15 protein-coding genes and 1 pseudogene are annotated in these 21,941 nt (G+C 37.0%); 5 read left to right on the forward strand and 11 right to left on the reverse strand.

Annotated elements, in window-relative coordinates:
* The first annotated feature begins 58 nt into the window (after positions 1 to 58).
* The 3 genes and pseudogenes from ACQKNC_RS00855 to ACQKNC_RS00865 form a co-directional block, all read left to right on the forward strand.
* Positions 59 to 562 carry a hypothetical protein gene (locus tag ACQKNC_RS00855; RefSeq protein ID WP_427423017.1) on the forward strand — a complete coding sequence of 168 codons (504 nt, stop codon included), beginning with the start codon at positions 59 to 61 and terminating at the stop codon, positions 560 to 562.
* Positions 563 to 617: 55 nt separating this feature from the next.
* Complete coding sequence (locus ACQKNC_RS00860) at positions 618 to 1,022, forward strand: MaoC family dehydratase (RefSeq protein WP_368635712.1); 405 nt, start codon at positions 618 to 620, stop codon at positions 1,020 to 1,022.
* Positions 1,023 to 1,214: 192 nt separating this feature from the next.
* Positions 1,215 to 1,611, forward strand: a pseudogene (locus tag ACQKNC_RS00865) (IS3 family transposase); the annotation flags it as partial.
* A 103-nt stretch (positions 1,612 to 1,714) separates the two neighbouring features.
* On the opposite strand, the gene ald reads toward ACQKNC_RS00865, so the two are convergent.
* The 9 genes from ald to ACQKNC_RS00910 all read right to left on the reverse strand — a co-directional run bounded on the left by ald (position 1,715) and on the right by ACQKNC_RS00910 (position 14,668).
* On the reverse strand, positions 1,715 to 2,860 hold the full coding sequence (gene ald, locus ACQKNC_RS00870; RefSeq protein ID WP_427423018.1) for an alanine dehydrogenase: 1,146 nt from the start codon (positions 2,858 to 2,860) through the stop codon (positions 1,715 to 1,717).
* 26 nt (positions 2,861 to 2,886) lie between these two features.
* Positions 2,887 to 4,308, reverse strand: a complete 1,422-nt coding sequence (locus ACQKNC_RS00875; RefSeq protein WP_427423019.1) for an aldehyde dehydrogenase family protein — start codon at positions 4,306 to 4,308, stop codon at positions 2,887 to 2,889.
* Positions 4,309 to 4,434: 126 nt separating this feature from the next.
* Positions 4,435 to 5,688 carry an ArgE/DapE family deacylase gene (locus tag ACQKNC_RS00880; protein WP_427423020.1) on the reverse strand — a complete coding sequence of 418 codons (1,254 nt, stop codon included), beginning with the start codon at positions 5,686 to 5,688 and terminating at the stop codon, positions 4,435 to 4,437.
* A gap of 77 nt (positions 5,689 to 5,765) precedes the next feature.
* The gene (locus tag ACQKNC_RS00885) at positions 5,766 to 7,154 is read right to left on the reverse strand and encodes an APC family permease (protein WP_427423021.1); all 1,389 of its coding nucleotides are present in this window, start codon (positions 7,152 to 7,154) and stop codon (positions 5,766 to 5,768) included.
* A gap of 13 nt (positions 7,155 to 7,167) precedes the next feature.
* Positions 7,168 to 8,472: an APC family permease gene (locus ACQKNC_RS00890; RefSeq protein ID WP_427423022.1), complete on the reverse strand. Its 1,305-nt coding sequence runs from the start codon at positions 8,470 to 8,472 to the stop codon at positions 7,168 to 7,170.
* Positions 8,473 to 8,779: 307 nt separating this feature from the next.
* A complete protein-coding gene (locus tag ACQKNC_RS00895) occupies positions 8,780 to 10,414 on the reverse strand; it encodes an amidohydrolase (RefSeq protein WP_427423023.1) in 1,635 nt (544 codons plus the stop codon).
* Positions 10,415 to 10,571: 157 nt separating this feature from the next.
* Positions 10,572 to 11,228, reverse strand: coding sequence for a GNAT family N-acetyltransferase (locus ACQKNC_RS00900; protein ID WP_427423024.1), 657 nt, complete (start codon positions 11,226 to 11,228; stop codon positions 10,572 to 10,574).
* Between the two features lie 580 nt (positions 11,229 to 11,808).
* Complete coding sequence (locus tag ACQKNC_RS00905) at positions 11,809 to 13,230, reverse strand: NAD-dependent succinate-semialdehyde dehydrogenase (protein WP_427423025.1); 1,422 nt, start codon at positions 13,228 to 13,230, stop codon at positions 11,809 to 11,811.
* Positions 13,231 to 13,291: 61 nt separating this feature from the next.
* Positions 13,292 to 14,668 (reverse strand): aspartate aminotransferase family protein, encoded by a 1,377-nt coding sequence (locus ACQKNC_RS00910; RefSeq protein ID WP_427423026.1) that lies wholly within the window; start codon positions 14,666 to 14,668, stop codon positions 13,292 to 13,294.
* A 210-nt stretch (positions 14,669 to 14,878) separates the two neighbouring features.
* Between ACQKNC_RS00910 and ACQKNC_RS00915 the strand changes: the two genes are divergently transcribed.
* On the forward strand, positions 14,879 to 15,790 hold the full coding sequence (locus tag ACQKNC_RS00915) for a LysR family transcriptional regulator (protein ID WP_427423027.1): 912 nt from the start codon (positions 14,879 to 14,881) through the stop codon (positions 15,788 to 15,790).
* Positions 15,791 to 17,207: 1,417 nt separating this feature from the next.
* Here the strand turns inward: ACQKNC_RS00915 and ACQKNC_RS00920 are convergent.
* Positions 17,208 to 17,375, reverse strand: coding sequence for an alpha/beta fold hydrolase (locus ACQKNC_RS00920; RefSeq protein WP_427423028.1), 168 nt, complete (start codon positions 17,373 to 17,375; stop codon positions 17,208 to 17,210).
* 436 nt (positions 17,376 to 17,811) lie between these two features.
* Between ACQKNC_RS00920 and ACQKNC_RS00925 the strand changes: the two genes are divergently transcribed.
* Positions 17,812 to 19,905 carry a hypothetical protein gene (locus ACQKNC_RS00925; protein WP_427423029.1) on the forward strand — a complete coding sequence of 698 codons (2,094 nt, stop codon included), beginning with the start codon at positions 17,812 to 17,814 and terminating at the stop codon, positions 19,903 to 19,905.
* A gap of 138 nt (positions 19,906 to 20,043) precedes the next feature.
* On the opposite strand, the gene ACQKNC_RS00930 is transcribed toward ACQKNC_RS00925, so the two are convergent.
* A complete protein-coding gene (locus ACQKNC_RS00930) occupies positions 20,044 to 21,282 on the reverse strand; it encodes a DNA polymerase IV (protein ID WP_427423030.1) in 1,239 nt (412 codons plus the stop codon).
* Positions 21,283 to 21,941: the final 659 nt, after the last annotated feature.

Consider the following 21,941-nt stretch of genomic DNA (forward strand, 5'->3'; position numbering starts at 1 on the left):
TTTGCATTCATTATACATTTCATGAGTTTATGGAACCATGTTAAAGGAGGAATTATTAATGGCAACGGTACAAGACAAACAATTTGTAAACCAGGTGGATATGATTTGGGATGGTTGGCTAAACAACCTTAAAGCTGTGCAAAATTTCCAAGAAGATCTGCAACAAAAAGCACTACATGCATTCTCTTACCAAAAGGAACTGCTCAATTTTTCAGTAAAGACATTGAACACAATGGAAGAAGAGTCTAAAAAAGTTACAAAGGATTGGAACGAGAAAGTACTAAGCAAAGTAGAGCAAAGTAGAATCAACCAAGGTGAGCAAGTTTCCGAATGGTTGAACAATATTCAAGATGTTACAGAAAGAGTCCAATTACTTTCATGGAGTCCGAGCCATGCAATGTTGGATTTGTTCATTGAATCACAAAAACAATTAGAAGCGACTATGAAAAAAGCGCTGGAAAGCCAACAAAAAGATCGTACTGAAAATTTTAAGAAAATAGAAGAATTAACTGAACAAATGAAAGCAACTCATAAAGGGATATTAAAGCTTACTAAGTCTTAAAATTCCCTATTGAGTTAACCCCTTTCTACAACATGAAAATGGAGGTTTTAAGAAAGTGCCTAACTACGAAGAGATCCATATAGGCGATAAGGCTAGTTTTACAAAAACTATTTCCGAATCAGATGTCTATCAATTTGCAGGAATAACAGGTGACTTTAACCCAGTCCATGTGAATTCTGAGTATGCAAATCAAACCATTTTTAAGGAACGTGTTGTACACGGAATCCTTACAGCTGGTTTCATCTCAGCAGTACTAGGGACGAAACTCCCTGGAACAGATACAATTTATTTATCACAAAAAGTGGATTTTAAAGCGCCTGTCAAAATTGGAGACACCGTCACGGCTGAAGTCGAAGTCTTAGAGAAAAAAGACCGAAAAAAAATAATTCGCCTACGCACAATTGTCAAAAATCAATTGGATGAAATTGTCGTAGATGGAGAAGCAGTTGTTATGAAATGATTAAACAAAAGTAGACGATTATGTTCCAAGTTTGAGCTGGCACAATCGTCTACTTTTTTGTCGCAATTGACTTCAATTTTCTTCAACCACTAAATTTATATAATATCAGGAGTGTTGTTTAACCAATTTTCCCCACTACTACTAAAGTAGTAAGTTGATTTCCGCTACGGGTTACTCGCTTTCCGCGGGCAAGCATCGAGCCGCTTCCTTCACTACCATGTCTCAGACCGAATCACGCTCGAAATAGCTACGGAAACGATTGAAAAACTGATCCGTAATAAGCGCGCTCAGCTTCATCCAGAGGCCTTTATCCATTCAGATCAAGGGGGTCCCACGCTATCAAACGCTCTTAAAAAAACATGGCTTAGGTCCATCGATGTCACGCCGAGGAAACTGTTGGGACAATGCGCCACAGGAATCATTTTTCGGTCATTTTAAAGACGAAGTAGACTTTAGCTCCTTGAAGACACTTGAGGAACTAAAAGCGAAAATCAATCACTATATGGTCTATTACAATAATTATCGTTATCAATGGAATCTAAAAAGGATGGCTCCTGTGCAATACAGAAACCATCTCTTAGCGACTTAATCTCTTTTTTTAGTTTTGTCCTTGACTTGGGTACCACATCAGATTTACGTTCCCTACCAATTTTCTCCTTCTTTTCATTTCAAATAACATTATTTCTCTTATTCTATTTAACTGCTAACGCCGAAGTTGAATCTGCTGCTAATTCTACTTGTAGATCCGTATATGGTAATCCATGTGCATCAGCTACCGCTTTATATACTATTTTTCCATTTACTACGTTTATCCCCTTCGCTAAAACAGGATTATCTAAAGCAGCTTGGCGATAGCCTTTATTAGCTATTTGCAAACCGTATGGAACAGTTACATTTGACAAGCCCATTGTTGAGGTACGCGCGCAAGCACCTGGCATATTCGCAACTGCGTAATGCACAACACCGTATACTTCATAAATAGGATTACTATGAGTAGTAATTCGATCAATTGTTTCAATAGAACCCCCTTGATCTACCGCTACATCCACTACAACAGACCCCTTTTGCATCGTTTGAATCATTTCTTTTGAAACTAATTGTGGTGCACGCGAACCTGGAATTAGCACAGCACCAATTAACAAATCTGCTGTTTTCACTGCTTCAGCGATATTGTAGGTATTTGATGCAAGTGTACGAACACGTCCTTGGAACATATCATCTATTTGACTTAAGCGTGTAATATTTACGTCTAAAATTGTTACGTTTGCACCTAATCCTACTGCCATTTTCGCAGCATTCGTCCCGACAACTCCAGCACCTACAATCACTACATTTCCAGGTGCAACACCAGGAATACCACCTAAGAGAACTCCTTTTCCTCCTTTGGAATTTTCTAAAAACTGTGCACCAATTTGTACAGACATTCGGCCTGCAACTTCACTCATTGGCGTTAACAACGGTAAGGCACCTGAATCTAATTGAATTGTTTCATAAGCAATTCCAGTAACTTTACTTTCTAGCAAAGCTTTCGTTAATTCTGGCTCTGGAGCTAAATGTAGGTATGTGTAGAGAATAAGATTCTCTTTAAAATATTTGTACTCCTCCTGAATCGGCTCCTTCACTTTAATCACCATATCAACATCCCAAGCTTCCTTAGTCGATTTAGTAATTTGAGCGCCTACATCTAAATAATCTTGGTCTGTAAATCCACTACCTAGCCCTGCACTCGATTCAATTATTACTTCATGACCACCTTTTTTGTAAGCCTCAACACCTGCTGGAGTAATTCCTACTCGATTTTCATTATTTTTTATTTCTTTAGGTACACCAATTATCATTATATTTCCTCCTACCTATTTTTTTATTAGTTTTGGTTTATAACTACAAGTTTCATTTCTGTCATTTCCTCAATTGCATACTTCAGCCCTTCTCTTCCCATACCACTTTCCTTTACGCCACCATATGGTAGATGATCTAAACGGAATGTAGGAATATCATTTATAATGACACCACCTACATGGAGTTTTTGCGTTGCCTGTAAAGCAACATGGATATTATCTGTATAAATACCAGCTTGCAAACCATATTTGGAGTCATTTACTTGGTCAAATGCCTCTTGAATAGATGTAAACTTCATAATAGATACGATTGGTGCGAATACCTCCTGACAGGAAACCTTCTGCTCCGGTTTTACATTTAATAGTACGGTAGGTTGTAAGATATTCCCTTCAGATTCTCCACCAGTTGCAATAATTGCCCCTTGCCCCTTTGCTTCTTCAATCCAACTTAATGTTCGTTTTACATCTTGTGGACTAATTAAGGCTGAAACATCCGTTGTAGGATCTAGGGGATCACCAAGTTTCAACTCTTTTGTAGCTGCTACAAATTTATCTACAAACAAATCATACATTTTTTCGTGAACATAGATTCGTTGAACTGAAATACATACCTGCCCTTGGAATGCAAAAGCACCGGAAACGACACGTGGAATTAATTTATCAATATTAACATTTTCATCGATAATAACAGCCGCATTAGAACCCAATTCAAGCGTTACTTTCTTAAGACCTGCTTGATTGCGTATGCCAATACCTACAGCGGGGCTACCTGTAAAAGAAATCTTTTTCACGCGATTATCCGTGACTAATTTGTTACCAATTAAAGAACCTGCACCAGTAACGATATTTAACGCACCCTTCGGTAATCCTGCCTCTGCTAATAATTCACCAATAAAATAGGAAGTTAATGGTGTTTGACTTGCAGGTTTTAATACAACCGTGTTACCTGATGCTATTGCTGGCCCTACTTTATGAGCTACTAGATTCATTGGGAAATTAAAAGGTGTAATGGCTGCCACGATGCCTAATGGTTCACGAACCGTATAGGCAATGCGCCCGTCTCCACCGGGGGCAGCATCCACAGGAATTGTTTCTCCGTGTATTCGCTTTGCTTCTTCAGCAGCAAATTTATACGTTTGAATTGTACGCTGAACTTCAGCTTTGGCGGTTGAAATAGGCTTGGCTGCTTCTAGTGCTATTAGCTCTGCTGCTTCTTCAGCACGTGCTTCTAATAAAGAAGCTAATTTTTCAAGAATAATCGCACGCTTATACAAAGGCATATTCGCCATCGTTTTACGTGCAGCATCGGCAGCTACTAAAGCTGCTTCTACTTCCTCGACATTTGCCTTCGGTATTTCTGCAATGACCTCGCTACTATATGGAGAGCATAATTCTGTATACTCTGCTGCTTCCACCCAATCCCCATTGATAAATAAATTTTTCCTCATTATAATTACCTCACCTTTCGTATTACAACTTATTTGCCAATACTAATCATTCAGCTACCCAAGCTAGAAGCATTATGAGAGACACTATATTAGTTTGAAATGGATATTCCCAAAAGTTAACGATGATTAACTCTCGCTCCACTTAATAATATAATTTGCCAAAACATTAGTTACTTCTACTACGCTATCTAAATGAACACATTCATCTGGTCCATGCATATTTTCTCCAATTGGCCCAAAGCACAATCCTTGTTTTCCGTAATACTGAGTAAATCGTGCATCATTTCCTCCAGCTCTTCCAACCATTATTACTTTATGTCCCATAACATCTTCTGCATTTTCGATGAATAATTTTACAAAAGGGTTCTCAGGATCTTGGTACCATGGCTCCGTTGACCATCCAAACCACTCTATAACAGGTGGATTTTTATCCATCCACTCATCGCCTAAGACAGATTTCATAATCGTATCTTGTACTAGTTGCTTAATTTCTTCGCGAGTTTCCCCTGGGATAAAACCAATTCTTCCTTCGAGGATCGCTTCCCCTGGAACTGTCGATACCCAGTCCCCAGCTTTTAGTACACCTAAGTTTAAGTGAACGGACTGTCCAGACCCCTTTTCAAATAAATCAAACTTAACATTTTTAGCACGCCATTCACTTAATTCATCCAGCGCACTAAGGATTTTCATCATTTTTGAAATAGCATTTATACCTTCATGCGCTAAACCAGCATGCGCTGTTCTTCCCTTTACGTACACTCGGAAATACATAATCCCCCCATGACTTATTGTCATATTCAAATTATGTGGCTCTGTCGAAATGTACCCATCTGTTACGAAGCCTTCCTCCAAACATGCTAAAGCTCCGCCTCCACCACCAGCTTCTTCTTCTATTACTGAATGTAGCTGAACATCTCCAGCAATTGGATATCCTAAATCAATTAATGTTTTCAATGCGAACCAATTTGAAATCAGTCCTGCTTTCATATCGGCAGAGCCTCGACCGTATAACTTGTTTCCAATAATATCTCCACTCCATGGGTCCATCGTCCAGTTTGAATATGGTTCTGGAGAAACAACATCTACATGCCCATGAATCGTTAATGACTTACCATTGGAGACACCTTTACGTATTCCGATAATATTTTTTCGGTCTTCAAACGGAATACCTGAATCAATAAACGCTTCATGAGCTGAAACCTTCTCATATTTTGGTTCAATCTCATGCAAAATCAAGTTAAGTTCTTCATATTTTTTTTTCATGTATAATTGCATCTCTTGTTCATTACCAACAACGCTTTTTATACGTACGACATCTTGAATTGTTTTAAATAATTCTTCTTTATTTTCTTCTATATACAGTCGAATTTTTTCTTTCAAAGCAATCACTCCTTTATTTACTTCTTGTGTCATTAAAAAGAGGAAGATTATCTAAGAGATTCTCATCCTCTAAATTGTTAATTCAAGACTTTAATCTTTTCTTCATTAAAAATCTCTTTATCTAATGACTCCAAGTCATCAATAGAGTCCATGCTTCCAAGTTCTTTTTTAAAGAATCTTGTTATAAACATCATGTAAATGATTCCGATTATAAGCCAAACGATTCCACCTATAAATGCATCAGCGTGTAAATGATACCAAAGAACTCCAGTAGCTAATGCTCCGAAAGAAGGCATAATTAAGTACTTAAAGGTTTCACTGCCTGATCTCCTTTTCTGACGAATATAGAAATGAACAATAACAGATAGGTTAACGAATGTGAATGCAATTAATGCCCCAAAGTTAATGACTGAAGCAATTAATTCTAAATTTGGTCCTATTGCAAATAATGATACGATTCCCGTCAAAACAATCGTAAAAACAGGCGTTCTAAATTTAGGGTGTAAGTATCCGAAAGTTTTTTTAGGAAGTACACCATTTCTGCCCATAACAAACAGCAAACGAGATGCACTTGCATGAGATGCAAGTCCTGAAGCTACAGTAGCAGCGAAAGCTCCTGCAATGAAAAGCAGTTGGAATAACTTCCCTCCTACATATAAACCAATTTCCGGCAATGTATCATCTACATTTTCGAACACAGAAACATCCGGGAATAATGCTTGTGTAAAATAAGAAGCGATAAAGAAAATACCCCCACCGATTAAAACAGTTAGCAGGATTGCTCTAGGAACTGTTGATGTATCCTTTGCTTCTTCCGTATACATTGTTATTGCGTCGAAACCGATAAACGAGAAAGCTACTACTGTTGCCCCAGTTAAAACGGCTATTAATTTTACATTTTCATGTGATAGTGGATGAATCGTGAATAAAGTACCATCTCCCATACCGTGATAAAGTTGTACAGAAGCAAGTATTATGAAGATACCTATTAAACAAATCGTGAAAACAACGAGTATAAAGTTTAAGCTGGATGTTGATTCCATACTATAAGCATTAATTGCAGTAACTACAATGACATAAGCAAAAACCCAAATCCAAACAGGTACATTCGGAAACAGAGATTCCATATATATTCGAATAATTAATGCATTAACTAAAGGTAATAATAAATAATCTAATAACGATGCCCATCCTACGAGGAATCCTAGGTGAGATCCCATTGTTTCCCGGGTGTATGTATATGCTGAACCAGCAGCCGGGAATACCTGTACCATCTTTCCATAACTAATCGCTGTCAATACCATTACTAACAAGGCGACAAAATACGCCATTGGTACTACACCATTTGTTAATTTCGATACAATTCCAAACGTATCAAAGACCACTGTAGGCGTCATATATCCTAATCCCAGAGCAACAATTGACCAAACACCTAATGACCTTTTGAGCGTAGTGTTATCTGTCATTCATCCATCCCCTTTACATATTTTTAGCTGCTTCATTAAACTGCGACGAATCAATCTCATCTGTTTTGAGCACTGGTGGCTTATACTTAAGACCTTTTGTCATAAATAATAAATAAATAACACCAATTCCTAACCAAACACTACCAAGAGCAATCGAATAAACATCTAGGTTGAAAAGCAAACAAGTTGTAAGTACTGCTCCGATTAATGGAAAAATCAAATAGAAGATAATTCCCTTTAAGGAGCGTTCTTTTCGCTTACCGTAATATAAAAAAACGACGGATAGATTCACAGCAGTAAATGCAAGTAGGGCGCCAAAGTTAATGAAAGACGCGACAAAGGTTAGACTTAAAAACAATGCAGATAATGATAAAAGACCAATTAATAAAATGTTGTTAACCGGGGTTCTCGTTCTTTTATTTAGTTTTCCAAAAAAATTTTTAGGTAATTGTCCATCTCTTCCCATCGCGTATAATACACGTGCAGCACTTGCTTGAGATGCGGACGCGGAACCAAATACAACCACTGCAGTTTTTGCTAGGAATGCTGCTTGTAAGGCATTCCCGCCTACTAAGAAAACAATTTCATAGGAAGCAGAATCAGCATCTTTAAAACTCGTATAATCTGGCCAAACATTATGTGCAAAATAAGATACGACTACAAAACATAATCCACCAATTATTGTTACTAAAGATATTGCACGCGGTATGTTTTTCTCCGGATTTTTTACTTCTTCTGAAAAAGTAGAAACTGCATCAAAACCGAGGAAAGAGAAACATAATAGTGCAGCACCAGCAACTATATACTTAAATGACTCCTCGGTATTAATAAAGGGATCAAGGTTAAATAAAGTGCCAGTCCCGGTTCCAGTTACTATTGATTTAACTGATAAGATGCAAAAGACAATTATAAATAATACTGATAAGCCTATTACAATCATGTTGATATTTGCGCTTAACTTTACACCTCTAACATTTACAAACGTCACAAGAACTATTAATGTAAATATCCAAACATACTGTGGAACTTCAGGTATAGCAGCTGAGAAGAAAATACCAAATAGTAAAAAGTTAACCATTGGTATCAAGAGATAATCCATTAAAATTGCCCATCCCACTAAGAAACCAACATGAGAATTAATAGCTTTTTGCGCATAGGTATAGGCCGATCCCGCAATGGGGTACGCTTTTGCCATTTGACCATAACTATGAGCCGTAAACATCATCACAATTAATGCAATTACATACGATCCGGCGACCATACCATGAGATATTTTAGAGGCTATACCGTATGTGCTAAACACTGTAGTTAAAGCCATAAAGGCCATCCCAGTAACAACAACAGACGTTAAAGAAAGCGATCTAGACAAATTAACTGGATGTTTTATTTTTCTCACTCCCCGAATAGTAATTAAAAAATCTTCCCAGTAAAATGATCAATTAACTAAAATAGTAGGATTGTAGACTGATTCACTATCAATTTCGCCTTAGCGTAATTGCGTCCGGATTTTGAATTGTGCCCGCACAATTCATTCCTTTCAAAATCCGTGACATCCGCCGGAGGCTTTATCTTCATTCAGTAGGTGTTTGGACACCCACTGAAAAGGAACCAAAACCGCATTCATCTCACCACCTGTAGAGGTGGGAGTTTTCTGCTGAATGAAGATAAACAACTTCACCATCCATAATTGTTAACAAAACTTTCGTTTGCAGAATTTCTTTATTTTCTACTTCAAAGAGGTTTTTATCTAGTACAATAATATCTGCTAATTTTCCAACTTCTAATGTACCCAAATCTGTTTCTCTGAATGTGCTGTATGCTGAACCTTTTGTATACGCTTTCAACGCTTCTGCGAGTGTTATCTGCTCTTGACTATTCCACTCATAATCACCAGTAAAGTCTAATCTCGTAATCGCATGGAAAATTTCTTTAAAAGGATCTAATGTTGTTATTGGATAGTCTGTACCAAAAGCAATATACTCCACTGCGTCGTATAACGTTTTACATAAATACGTATAAGGGTCTTTTTCTTTACCGACACGCAATGTATGACTTTCTTTTGGCATCAATGCTAGATGAGAAGGCTGTACAGATGGAACAACCCCCAATTCTTTAAATCTCTTAATATCTGTTGGATGAATCACTTCAATATGCTCTAGCGCATGTCGTGAATCTCTCACACCATTATCCATCCTTGCTGCTTCAAATATATCTAGAGCAAGCCTAACTGCGCCATCACCAATTGTATGGAAGCGAATTTGAAATCCTTCTTTGTCCGCTTTTGTCACCCAGTTTTTGATCGCTTCTACAGGAAAAGCAGTACTCCCTCGTGTAATAGGGTTGTCTAAGTAAGGATCTAACATGTATGCGGTATGTCCAGTTACAACGCCATCAATAAACTGTTTAAGTCCTGCAAGCTGTAATTTTTCGGAATTGTACTTTTCACGCAAGCTTATCGCTCTATCTATATCATCATTTAACTCAGGGTAAAGATGAATTCGAGTCGTAAGTTTTCCAGCTTCATCATATGCCTTATACATATCGAAACTATTTAACTTATCAAAACTACTTGCAAACAAATCATTTACTGATGTAATGCCTAATTGAGCTGATTTTTTTAAGAACTCTTCAAACAATTCTTCTTTCCGTTTATCCGGAAATGAGAGAGCAATATCCACAACTAAATTCATTGCTGTTTCAAGAAGAATTCCTGTGATTTCATTATTCTCATCTTTTTGAATCGTACCATTAGGAGGGTCTTCAGTTTCATTTGTAACCCTAGCATTTTCAAGTGCTAAACTATTAACCCACGAATAATGACCTTCTGCGTGAAAAAGAATAATCGGGCGATTTGGAACTACTTTGTCTAAAGAAAAACGTGTCGGCAAGCATTTCTCTGCCCAATTTGTATGATCCCATCCATAGCCTATAATCCACTCATCAGCATGCACGTTTTCCGAGAATTGCTTTACTAAACTAGCAACTTCTTCTTCCGAATGAGCATCCGATAAATTGATACTTGCATGCGAGAAAAGACTACCAAACATGAGATGAAGGTGCGCATCATGAAATCCTGGCATAATGAGTTGGTTGCCATAATGATATTCCTTCGTGTCTAAACCTATAAATGGTTTTATCTCCTCCATCGAACCTACCGCAATGATTTTGTTACCTTTAATCGCAATAGCAGCTGGCTTTGCTTCATTTTCTAAACCTGTAAATACTGCTTCACTTGAAATAACTTTATCAGCGATAACCATTTATAACTCCTCTTTTTACCTAAGATTTACTTCTAATGGAACTCTTATAACAATCGATTGAAAGCGCTTACACAACTAAAGAAGTTAAATAATCGCAATTAATAATGGGCATCCACTGTTCGCCTATTAAAATAGGCGAACATAACGGACAAAAGACTCATACTAATTTAAGTTTGCAAACCAGATTTTTCCATTCCAAAAGTGTTGCATATTCTAATGACTCAACGTCCCCAGGTAAATAGCCAGGCATTATTTTATTTAGGACGAATCCGTTTTTCATTTGGAATGTTAATACAGGATCATATATTTTTCCTTTCATTACCTCAAGCGCATACTCATCTGCACTCATCTGCTCAGCATATTTATAGTAATTAGGTATACGACCACCAACTAAGATACTTTCTAAGTTAAGTTTTTCACATATCTTTCTTCGACCATCATAGAGATGATGCGCCAATCGTAACCCTCTATAATCTTCATGTATACCAACTTCAATACCATATAGATTTCGTCCATTAGGGTTATGATTTCGAATAAATCCTAAATCACAGATTTCAAAATAGGAGTGACTATCTCCGTAATCTTCAAAATTCACAATTAGACTTAAAGCGGTTCCTACAATTTTACCGTTATATTCTAGACAAATTTGACCTTCAGGAAACAACTCAATCTGACTTTCAAAATGCTCATATTTTAATGCCATATCTGGTCCAAAACACATCAAAGAAAGTGCGGCAACCTCAGCAAGATCCTCTTTTAAAATATTGCGGACAACTATTTCTTGTCCATTATTTTTTAAATGTACTTGAGACATAATAAATCCTCCCTCTTATTTTATTGAAATTAAATTAAAGTTTCAGGTGTGTTGATTAACTAATTTTATCTAATTCTAATGAAAGAAAAGGTTGATTTCCGCTGCGGGAGTCGAGTAGCCCTTCGCTACAATCTATAAAATTGGCATTATTTATACGGTAAATTTTTATTAGGAAGCTGAGGAATAAGGGTGAAATTATTCAATAAACCCCTAATCAACACGCCTGTTAAAGTTCATTACATTATTAATTGTGTAGATTTAATCCACATCCTTTATAAACTAAGTATGCGGAAAGTAATCTTTGGGAGAATGCAGAAAAGTCTACCACAATATATTTAGTTACCTAGATTGAGTCATAACCACAATATGCACTTGATTTAATGTAAATCTTATGCCATGTAAGCACATGGAACGAAAGGCGGCGACTCCTTGGGGATTAGCGAACAACTTGAGATCCCGCAGGAGCGTTAGCGACGAGGAGACTCAAGGTTCGCCCCCAGGAAAGCGTCCGCCTGTAGTGGAATGTGCTGTCAAGTACAGACTTTGATGTAGAGCCCCTAGATTAGTAAAAATTTTTTAATTACTTTATAAAGATCGATACAAACTTCTTCTCCAAGTACTCCTCAAGTCCGTACCAACCGCCTTCTTTCCCCATTCCACTTTCCTTCATACCACCAAACGGAGCTTGCACAACCACTGGAGCTGGATCATTAATACCAACAATTCCGAACTCTAAAGCACGCATCATTCGTAAGCCTCGACCAATGTCTCGCGTATAACAATAAGCTGCAAGACCATATTCAGGATGGTTTGCTCTTTCAACTACCTCTTCTTCCGTCTTAAATGTATAAATTGGTGCAACTGGTCCAAATGTTTCTTCTGTTGTAATCTTCATATTATCGCTTGCATATTGAATAACTGTGGGCTCAAAGAAGTAACCGCTACCATTATTTAATGTAAATACATTACCACCCGCAATTACTTTACCATCATGTTTCACAGCGTCTTCTACTTGACTTTTTACTTTTTCAAGAGCCACTTTATTAATTACTGGACCGACATTTACGCCATCTTCTAATCCATTTCCTACAACTAATTTAGATACCTTTTCAGCTAACTTTCCTGAGAATTCATCAGCTATAGTTTCTGCTACGTAAATCCGGTTGGTGCTGATGCAAGTTTGACCTGAGTTAATAAACTTAGACACTAAGATACCATTAACTGCTGCGTCAATATCAGCATCCTCAAACACAATATACGGTGCGTGTCCACCAAGCTCCATTGATATTTTCTTCACTGTATCAGACGAATCACGGATAAGTTTTTTCCCCACACGCGTCGAGCCAGTAAATGTGATTTTACGAACGTCTGGGTTACTCGTCATCTCGTTCCCAATTTCTTCAGCTGGGCCAATTACCAGGTTTGCAACTCCAGCAGGTAGTCCAACTTCATGAAAGCATTCGAATACTTTTATCGCCGAAAGAGGAGTTAAATCAGCCGGTTTTAAAACAATAGTACAACCTGCAGCAAGTGCAGGTGCAATTTTTCTTGTAATCATCGATAACGGGAAATTCCATGGTGTAATAGCTGCACATACCCCAACAGGTTCGCGAATTACCATTAAGTGTTTATCAGCTGCAGATGCAGGAATTGTTTCCCCATAAATTCTCTTAGCTTCCTCTGCATACCATTCTAGATAGCCGATCGCACCTGCTACTTCACGAGTAGCATCTGGTAAAGGCTTACCATTTTCAAGTGTAATTGTTTCAGCTAATTCTTTTGTTTTTTCTTTCATTAATTGAACCACTTGGAACAGGTAGTTGCTGCGCTCATTTCCAGTTGTCTTACCCCAGAATTCAAATGCTCTCTTCGCACTTTCGATTGCTTCTTTAGTTTCAGTTTTACCACCTGTAGCAACAGTGCTAATTATTTCTCCTGTCGCAGGATTTGTTACATCTAATTTATTTCCTGTATCTCGCCATTCACCATTTATATAAAGCACTAGAGAACCTCCCCTTTTTTAACTATAACCACCACTACTCAACTTACTTTATAGGAATAGTTTAGTTGCGTGTATTTTTAAAAGCAGTAATCGAATCGTCTATAATTTGAATCATTTTTTCAATTTCTTCTTTGTTAATAATAAGCGGTGGCGCAATTGCCACAATTTGGTTATGTGCTCCAAGCGCTCTTAATATTAATTGGCGATTGAAACATGCATCAACTATCGCATTTGCTGGGAAAACAGTTGGATCAAACAATTTTTCACTTGTTGGATCTTCATAAAGTTCAAATGCAGCCAACAGACCAATTACTCTGCAATTTGTTACAATACTATGTTTTTCAGCTAAGTAATCTAAACCTTTTTTAAGTTCTTTCTCCATTTCGTTTACGTGGTCAATAATATTATCACGCTCTAGTATTTCAATGTTTTTCAGTCCAATCGCACAAGCAGTCGGATGGCCACTATATGTGAAACCATGTGGGATAACAGCATCGAATTTAGCAATTGTTTCTCTAATTTCATCATTCATCATGACCCCGCCAAGTTGCGAATAACCACTCGTAATTCCTTTAGCAATTGACATCATATCCGGCACAACATTCCAGTTGTTTACACCAAACATTTTCCCCGTACGACCAAATCCACAAATAACTTCATCTGCCATAAAGAGGATATTGTGCTCGTCACAGATTTTACGAACTGCTTCTAAGTAACCTTCTGGTGGAATATTAACTCCGCCCGCACCTTGTACAGGTTCAATAATAATTCCGGCAATCGTATCTGCCCCTTCTCTTTCAATTGTTCCACGGATAGAATCTGCATAGTTCGGGTCACTTTTATCACCTAACTCGCTGTTTAATAGGTGGGCTGTTGCACGAACAACTCCGTCTATATTTGATGATGCGAACTTGTGGAATGCTGCAAGACCAGTGGCAGTTTGCGCACCTATTGTGACACCGTGATAAGCATTTGTTAGCGCAATAATCTTTCTTTTTTCTGATTTTCCTTTAAGCTCCCAGTAGAAACGAGCTAATTTAATTGCTGTATCATTTGATTCAGACCCACCTGAAGTATAAAATACACTATTTAAATCTCCTGGTGCTAACTCAGCTAATTTTTCAGCAAGAAGAATGGATGGTTCATTTGAAAATCCTTTAAATGATGATGCATACGCAAGAGTAGCTAATTGACTATTACCCGCATCTGCAAGTTCTTGGTTCCCATGTCCTAAATTTACGTTCCAAAGCATTGACATTCCGTCGATGTATTCCACATCATCCGTACTTGTAACTATAACTCCCTTACCTTTAGCAAAGATAATAGGCGGTCCATTATCAATCAGAGCCTTCGGATTTGTAGCAGGATGAAGCAAGTGCTTTTTGTCCAGTTTAGCTAACTCTACAGTTTTTGATTGTTGAGTAATTTTAGTTGTCATTGATAAAACCTCCATTTTTAAATTAATAATTTGCGATTGGATGGACACACTCTGGTATCAACTAACTTCAAACTGAAAAACAGTTCGGATCCAATTTTTTAACTATTCTTAATTATGAAAATAGTATATCTTTACATTTTTATAATGTAAATTATAATATTTATATGACTTCCATATATTTCATGAATACTAAAAGGAGGAGTTATCAAAATGAACCTTCATCGTTTACATTGTTTTATTACAGTAGTTGAGGAAGGTAGCATTACAAAAGCTGCTACTGCACTACAAATGACTCAACCCCCCTTAAGTATTTTAATTAGAAAATTTGAACAAGAATTAAATGTCACTTTGTTTAATCGTTTAGGTAGATCTCTTGAATTAACACCAAGTGGAGTATTTTTATATGAAAAAGGAAAAGAATTACTTGATTTATCTGAGAATACGGAGAAGAAATTAGTCGAGTTTCATGAAGGAATTAGAGGTACTGTGAAATTGGGTTGTACTACTTCAGCAAATCTATTTATTTTGCCAAATGTCTTAAAAATAATTCAAAAGGAAACTCCTAACATAGTTACACATGTTCGCGAGGGTAATACATCATATATTTTAGAAGAACTAAGAAGTCATAAAATAGATATTGGAATTGTCCGTACTTCAGTGAGAGCGGAGGACATCCATACTTCAACACTACTAACAGAACCTTTACTTTTAGCTCTTCCACCCAACCATCATCTATGTGAAAAAGATTCTATTGATATTGCAGACTTGAAAAATGAACGATTTCTTTTAAATACAACATCTTATGGATCAGGTGTTGCTGATGATGTGATCGAGGCATGCCAAAAAAGTGGATTTACGCCTAATGTTGTTTACTGGGGGACAGAAACATTACCAACACTTATGATGGTAATGAAAGACGCAGGAATTTGTTTTGTACCTAGCTGTTTCAAGCTACTTAATTCTCCTGATTTACCGGTACTTAGACCACTAGCAAATCCAATGTTACAAACAAAACTTAATATAATTACACTTAAGGATCGTTACATGACATCAATTTCCAAACGATTTCTTGCGATTACCGAAGAGGTTGCAGAGAAAATGACAAGCATTTTCAATGATTAATGTGATTTAAGTAATGGCGTTCAAGTTAAAATGTTCGGTAGAAAATGCATAATAAGTCTAAATAAGCATTCTCACTTTAACATCAGGAATTAGCAACCCTACGGCTACTAATCGATTAGTAGCCGTAACAATACTTTGGCGGCTGCAATTCAAATAATCCTCAAGCTGATAAATTATTGGAAATGCATAGCCACAATCTTTGTTAAATAACTCTAAATACTTCACGTAAAGAACCATTTCAAATGGTTTTATTATTCCTAACTGAACGTAATAAAAAATATCCGTTGATAGCTGCAGCTACTGTAATAGCATCGCGAACGTTCATACTGCTTTGTGGGCAGTACAACCACATCACCACTTACTGCAAATACACCATGCTTTCTACTTTTAGACAAAACAAAAAAACCTCCACTTTCATTAATGAATTTGAAAGTCTACGAATAGTTAAAATATATAGGGATAAGAAAAGGGATAATCAACAAGAGATTAACTCCCGTTCAATATCCCTAGTCTGTTAAATCGTTGATATGACTACGTTTGTTGCCACTTTATGTATGGAGACGACAGGTGTCGAACCCGAGTCTAGAAACGCCAATACTTCAGCTCCTACAAGTGTATCTTGCCTATTCATCCTATATCCTCCAATCCCCACTCCAATCAACTTATAAATATGGCATACGTTTTACAAATATCTTCCCTAGCTATTATATAGAATAGGCAAAAAGTAAAAATAGATTCCTTTTTGCACTATTGACTAATTGATAACCTCCCCTTCTGGTAACTCCCATCCTTAATCCACTCTTCAACAAAACGGTTAAAAAACTCAGGGTTCGCTAATGAGACACCGTGGCCGATGTTCGATAACACAACACCTTGACGATTAGGATTGCTATACGCAAGATGGAGTGCAGATTCTTTTATGTTGCCCTTCTCTTTTTTCCGACCATTACTAAAATGTTACATTGGACTTTCGAAAAATCATGCGGGATGGAGAAAGTCATATTCTCTTGCAATATTTTAATAAGGGTATCTAATTTTATCTTTGAACTATCTTCATAATATTGCTCAAAATAGTCTTGATCTACATATAACGTTTTAGCTTGAAGCTTGGCGAATGATTTATTTTTTTGTAAGGGAAAAGTCAATTTTATCAATTGTCGAATCCATTTTTCTGCAATTGGGGATGGTGTCACTATAGCACTGTTGATGATGGCAAAATCTATTAATTGCTTCTATCAATTATGCATCCGCCGGAGGCTTTAACTTCATTCAGCGGTTGTTTGGACTTCCCTGAATGAAGTTAAACTAACCATTTGAATAGCAATTTGTGCTCCTAATGAAAAACCGACTACTATGACACGTTTATTTTTTGCTTTTTCTTCTATTATAGTTAGAAGCTTTTTTGCACTATCTTCAATTAAAAATCAGAGGTATTATTTGCCTCTTTATCTATTAATTCTGGTACAACGCCATGATAATTGGAAAAGTATTGGACTTGTTTATCCCACATCCACCCTCCAACACCACCCCTATGAATCAACAATATGAGTGGCTTATGTAGATCTCCGTACTCCTTATAATGCATTACCACACCCTCTTTCTTTGTACTTGTATTCCTCAGGAAATAAACAGATTATTCTAACATTTTTTTGAATCATCACCAAAAACAGTGGATAACTTTTGTTAAAGTGTATGCCATGTATATAAGTTGATTGGAGTGGAGACTGGGTGACTCCTCGGGGATCAGCGTCACATATGAGACCCTGGAGCGAGCAACGCGAGTGAAGCGGCTCATCGGACGCCCCCAGGAAAGCGCCCAGTCGGAACGGAAATCAACCACACGTTATGGTATGTGTTATATTTTTACACATTGTATTTATTTTACTATTTTCAGTGTCATATTTATATTTTCTGCTGCATATATAATACTTGAAACACATTTTGCATTTTTTAACGTAGCATTGTGGCTCTTGGGACTGAGGAAGAAAGACATAAAAATAATAAACATGGAGGTAATAAAAATGGATCAAAATAAAACTAACGAACCAAACGAGTTATTAAAAGCCATTAGCCCTTCCAGTTTAGGCGAATTTCCCCTCGCACCAATTAGTGGCTTATATGCATGGAGTGAACAGCAAATCAGTGAGGAACTTCGCCTTGATGTAGACGGACTCTACCCTCAAATGGTAGCAAGCGGAACTATTATTTCAAGCCTGTCTTCTACTATTCATTGGATTGCCAAATTAACAGCTAATGGTCCAAATACTTGGACAGGCAATATTCGCAACAAATACCTAGATGACATACAATCATTTCCTTATACAAATGTAAAAATACAGGTAACAAGCGGTTCATTGCCTGAACAGCATACTGTCGAAGTCACTTTTCTTATCGGAGGAGAGACAGACAGAACTAGAACCCTCCAGTTTCAATCTCCTTACTTCCACCCTGTGGAATTTGAATTTGATGCTGAAGAAGGTACAACACCCATCACAACCTACCAAACACACGCCCATCCAGACATGCCAACATCTTTGCCTGATGAAACTCTATCAATCGCAGAGGTTTTTAAACGCACTGGTTTTGATGTGAAAATATCAGACAGTAATAATATTGTTTCCAAAGATTATACAGGGACTGATAAAAAGTGGAACACTCAAGAGATGCATGATGCCATGCAAGTATATTGGTCACACTTTGATAATAAGCCACAATGGTCCATGTGGACATTCTTTGCAAATTCGGAAGCTGAAGAAGGCCATGGTCTGGGCGGTATTATGTTTGATAGCATAGGTCCAAATCATCGTCAAGGGACAGCAATTTTTAATAATTCATTCATTTCAGATCCACCTAAAGGTGACCCCGCTCCTGAAGCTTTTGTACAGCGATATCGTTTTTGGTGTGCTTGCCATGAGATGGGACATGCTTTCAATCTCCTGCACTCTTGGCAAAAACACCTAGGTCATCCTTGGGAACCGTTAGAGCGACCTCTTACCCCAGAACCAAAGGCTTTAAGCTTTATGAATTATCCTTACAAATATGATGGCAACAATCAGGAGTTCTTTAAAAACTTTGAGTATCGTTTTAGTGATCACGAGCTTTTGTTTTTGCGCCACGCGCCTGAGCGCTTCGTACAAATGGGTAATGCTGACTGGGCTGTTGATCATGGATTTGAACAACCGATCATTTCTATTCACCCGTCTTTTAATCTTGAATTGAGAGTTAACCGTAAAACACCTATATTCCAATGGTTAGAACCTACAGTTATTGAAATCAAACTAACTAATACTTCAAATCAACCTCAGTTAATAAATAAACATATTTTGTCTGATTTAGATGGAATGTCTGTCATTGTTAAAAAAGATGGCAAACAAGGGCGTCGTTTACTGCCTTATGTTCAATATTTAAGGAACATAGAAAACAAGGTGATTATGCCTGGTGAATCACTGTACGAAACCATTTTCGCTTCCGTAGGGAAAAATGGCTGGTTAATTGATGATCCAGGATTCTATAACATTCAAGTAGCCCTTCAAATAAACGGCAATAACATCGTATCTAACAACTTAAGGCTACGAGTTTTACCACCTACCGGGTACGATCAGGAATTCCTTGCTCAAGACTTTTTCTCTGAAGAAGTCGGTCGGATTCTTGCATTTGACGGCAGTCATTTTTTTGAAAAAGGGAACGATATCCTACGTGAGGTAACCGAAAAACTTAGTGACCATGCTGTTGCTCTTCACGCTCATATTGCTCTTGCTAAACCATTGGCGTTCGATTATCAATTCCTTGATTTCAAAGAGGACTCAGATACAAGAGGTAAAATCAAAATAATACCTGCCCAACCAGATGAGGCACGTAAACAGTTTACTTCCGCTTTAACTGTGCACAAACAGATTGCTGCTAAGACACTTTCCAATATTGACTATCATGAATATATGGAAACATACAGTAAATTTCTAAGTAGCCAAGAAGAAAATAAGGAAGCCGCAGAGGTACAGAATGTCCTTTATCAAACTCTGTCTGAACGGAATGTTCTAGACAGTGTATTACAAAAAATCAAAAATCGTGGCGAAACTTATGGACAAAAGGAAAATGAATCTTTTACAAACATATAAAACCTTTATAAGTTAAAACAACTACTCATAGTTAAATAACATGTCTTCAATCTATATCCAACTACAAAGAAAACCGTCATTTCAAAAAAATTGATTGAAATGACGGTTTTCTATTTAATTTTGACTTAATTATTTCTTTTATTTATGCTCATCCCAAAAGTCCTTACTAAAACTCGTATTTGCTTGATATTTCCCTACTGGTTTGGCAATATCTGACCCCCGCAAAATTGTTCCTTTTCCAAACTTTTGCTCTATTTGATCAACAAGTTTAATGATCGGTTCCTCTTTAATATGCTCTTCAAAGTTAAATAACGTTAGCTGCTGTGTTGTTTCTTTAATATCACTAACATTCGATACGGTGACACCTAGTAATCGTACTGGCTCTTCGTCCCAATGCTTATTAAATAGATACCAAGCATGCTCAACTATATCCTCTTTTGAATGAATCGCGTTATTGATGGACTTACTTCGTGTACATGTTTCCCAATCAGCTGAACGAATCATGATACTTACAGTAACTCCAGCAAGTTTCTTGGCCTTTAATCTGTCCGCTACCTTTTCAGAAAGTGTTGCTATTACTTTATATAGTTCATCTCTATCTGTCGTATCATGAGAAAGTGTTGTTGAATTCCCTACACTTTTCGTATCGTATATTGCTTCTGGATCGACAGGTCTATCATCTTCGCCATTTGCCCTTTGCTTCATACGTAGACCATTTATGCCAAAGTTTTGTTTTAATAAATATTCATCCGCTACGGCTAGTTCTCCAATTGTTCGGATACCTAATTTCCCCAATTTCTCCGATGTACTTTTGCCAACCCCATGCATCTCAATTACATTCATCGGCCACAAAACTGTTGGCACATCACGCTTTCGGAGTATTGTAATCCCCATCGGCTTTTTCATATCACTTGCCATTTTCGCCAAAAATTTATTTGGCGCAATGCCTATTGAACAAGGAAGTTGCAGTTCGTTCCAGATTCTATCCTGTATATTTTGTACGTGTTGCAATACATTTTGGCCTTCAACTATAGGCAGTTGCAAATATCCTTCATCAATTGAAACCGGTTGAAGAATTTCGCTATACTCTTTTAACAAATTAAAAAAAGACTTAGACGCAGCTCTATATCGTTCAAAATTAGGAGGTAGTACAATAAGCTCTGGGCACTTTCGCCGCGCCTCCCCTACATTCATGGTTGTATAAACACCTTTTGCCCTTGCTTCATAACTACAAGTAATAATAATACCTCTACGCTCTTTAGGATTCCCTGCTATAGCTATGGCTTTGCCTTTTAAACTCGGGTCATAAATCTGTTCTACTGAAGCATAAAAACTGTTCATGTCAATATGGAGAATGATTCTTGATTTATTAGCCATAATATCCCCTCCATAAATAACATATTTTCGGCAACATCTAATCGTTTTGATGATGTGTATTTCTTGTTTAGATAGAGCAAAATGATAGGCTTTGTTGAATAACATAGATTCAACACTTCACAAAACAAGAATATTTGTTCTATTTTATCATCATAATAGATGTTTTGGCTATCACTAACCGACATTCCTCACCCATTTTCTCATTGGAAACTGTCTCTAATGCCTGATACTTTCATTTTGTGACATCTTTATTCCATTTCAAAGCAGGCGGATATGTTAATTCATTCGCTTGTTTTATTGATATTTCTTGATTAACGAGCAGATACTTTCTCGTCAGCACCAACTGATATTAACAAAACTAAGACAACAAAAACAAAAATTATATTTTTCATTTTCTTGATTCCGCTTCGTTAATAAAATATAAGAATTCCTACTAACATGAAGGCTAATAGGATTTCTTATCGTTGATTCAAATAATCTGCTTTAAGAAACTTATCTAACTCTAAGACTTGCTAGTGATATTTTAGAAACTAACGTAAAAATTAAAAGGCTGAGAGTATTCAATTAAATGAAAAACTCTCAGCCTTTTGTATTACGGAAACCCAAGGAAAATACTAGGGCACTGAGAAACTTACGTTTTTATAATAGCGAACTTTTTT

The sequence above is a fragment of the Lysinibacillus sp. NPDC094177 genome, from assembly GCF_050279145.1.
Classification (GTDB): Bacteria; Bacillota; Bacilli; order Bacillales_A; family Planococcaceae; genus Lysinibacillus.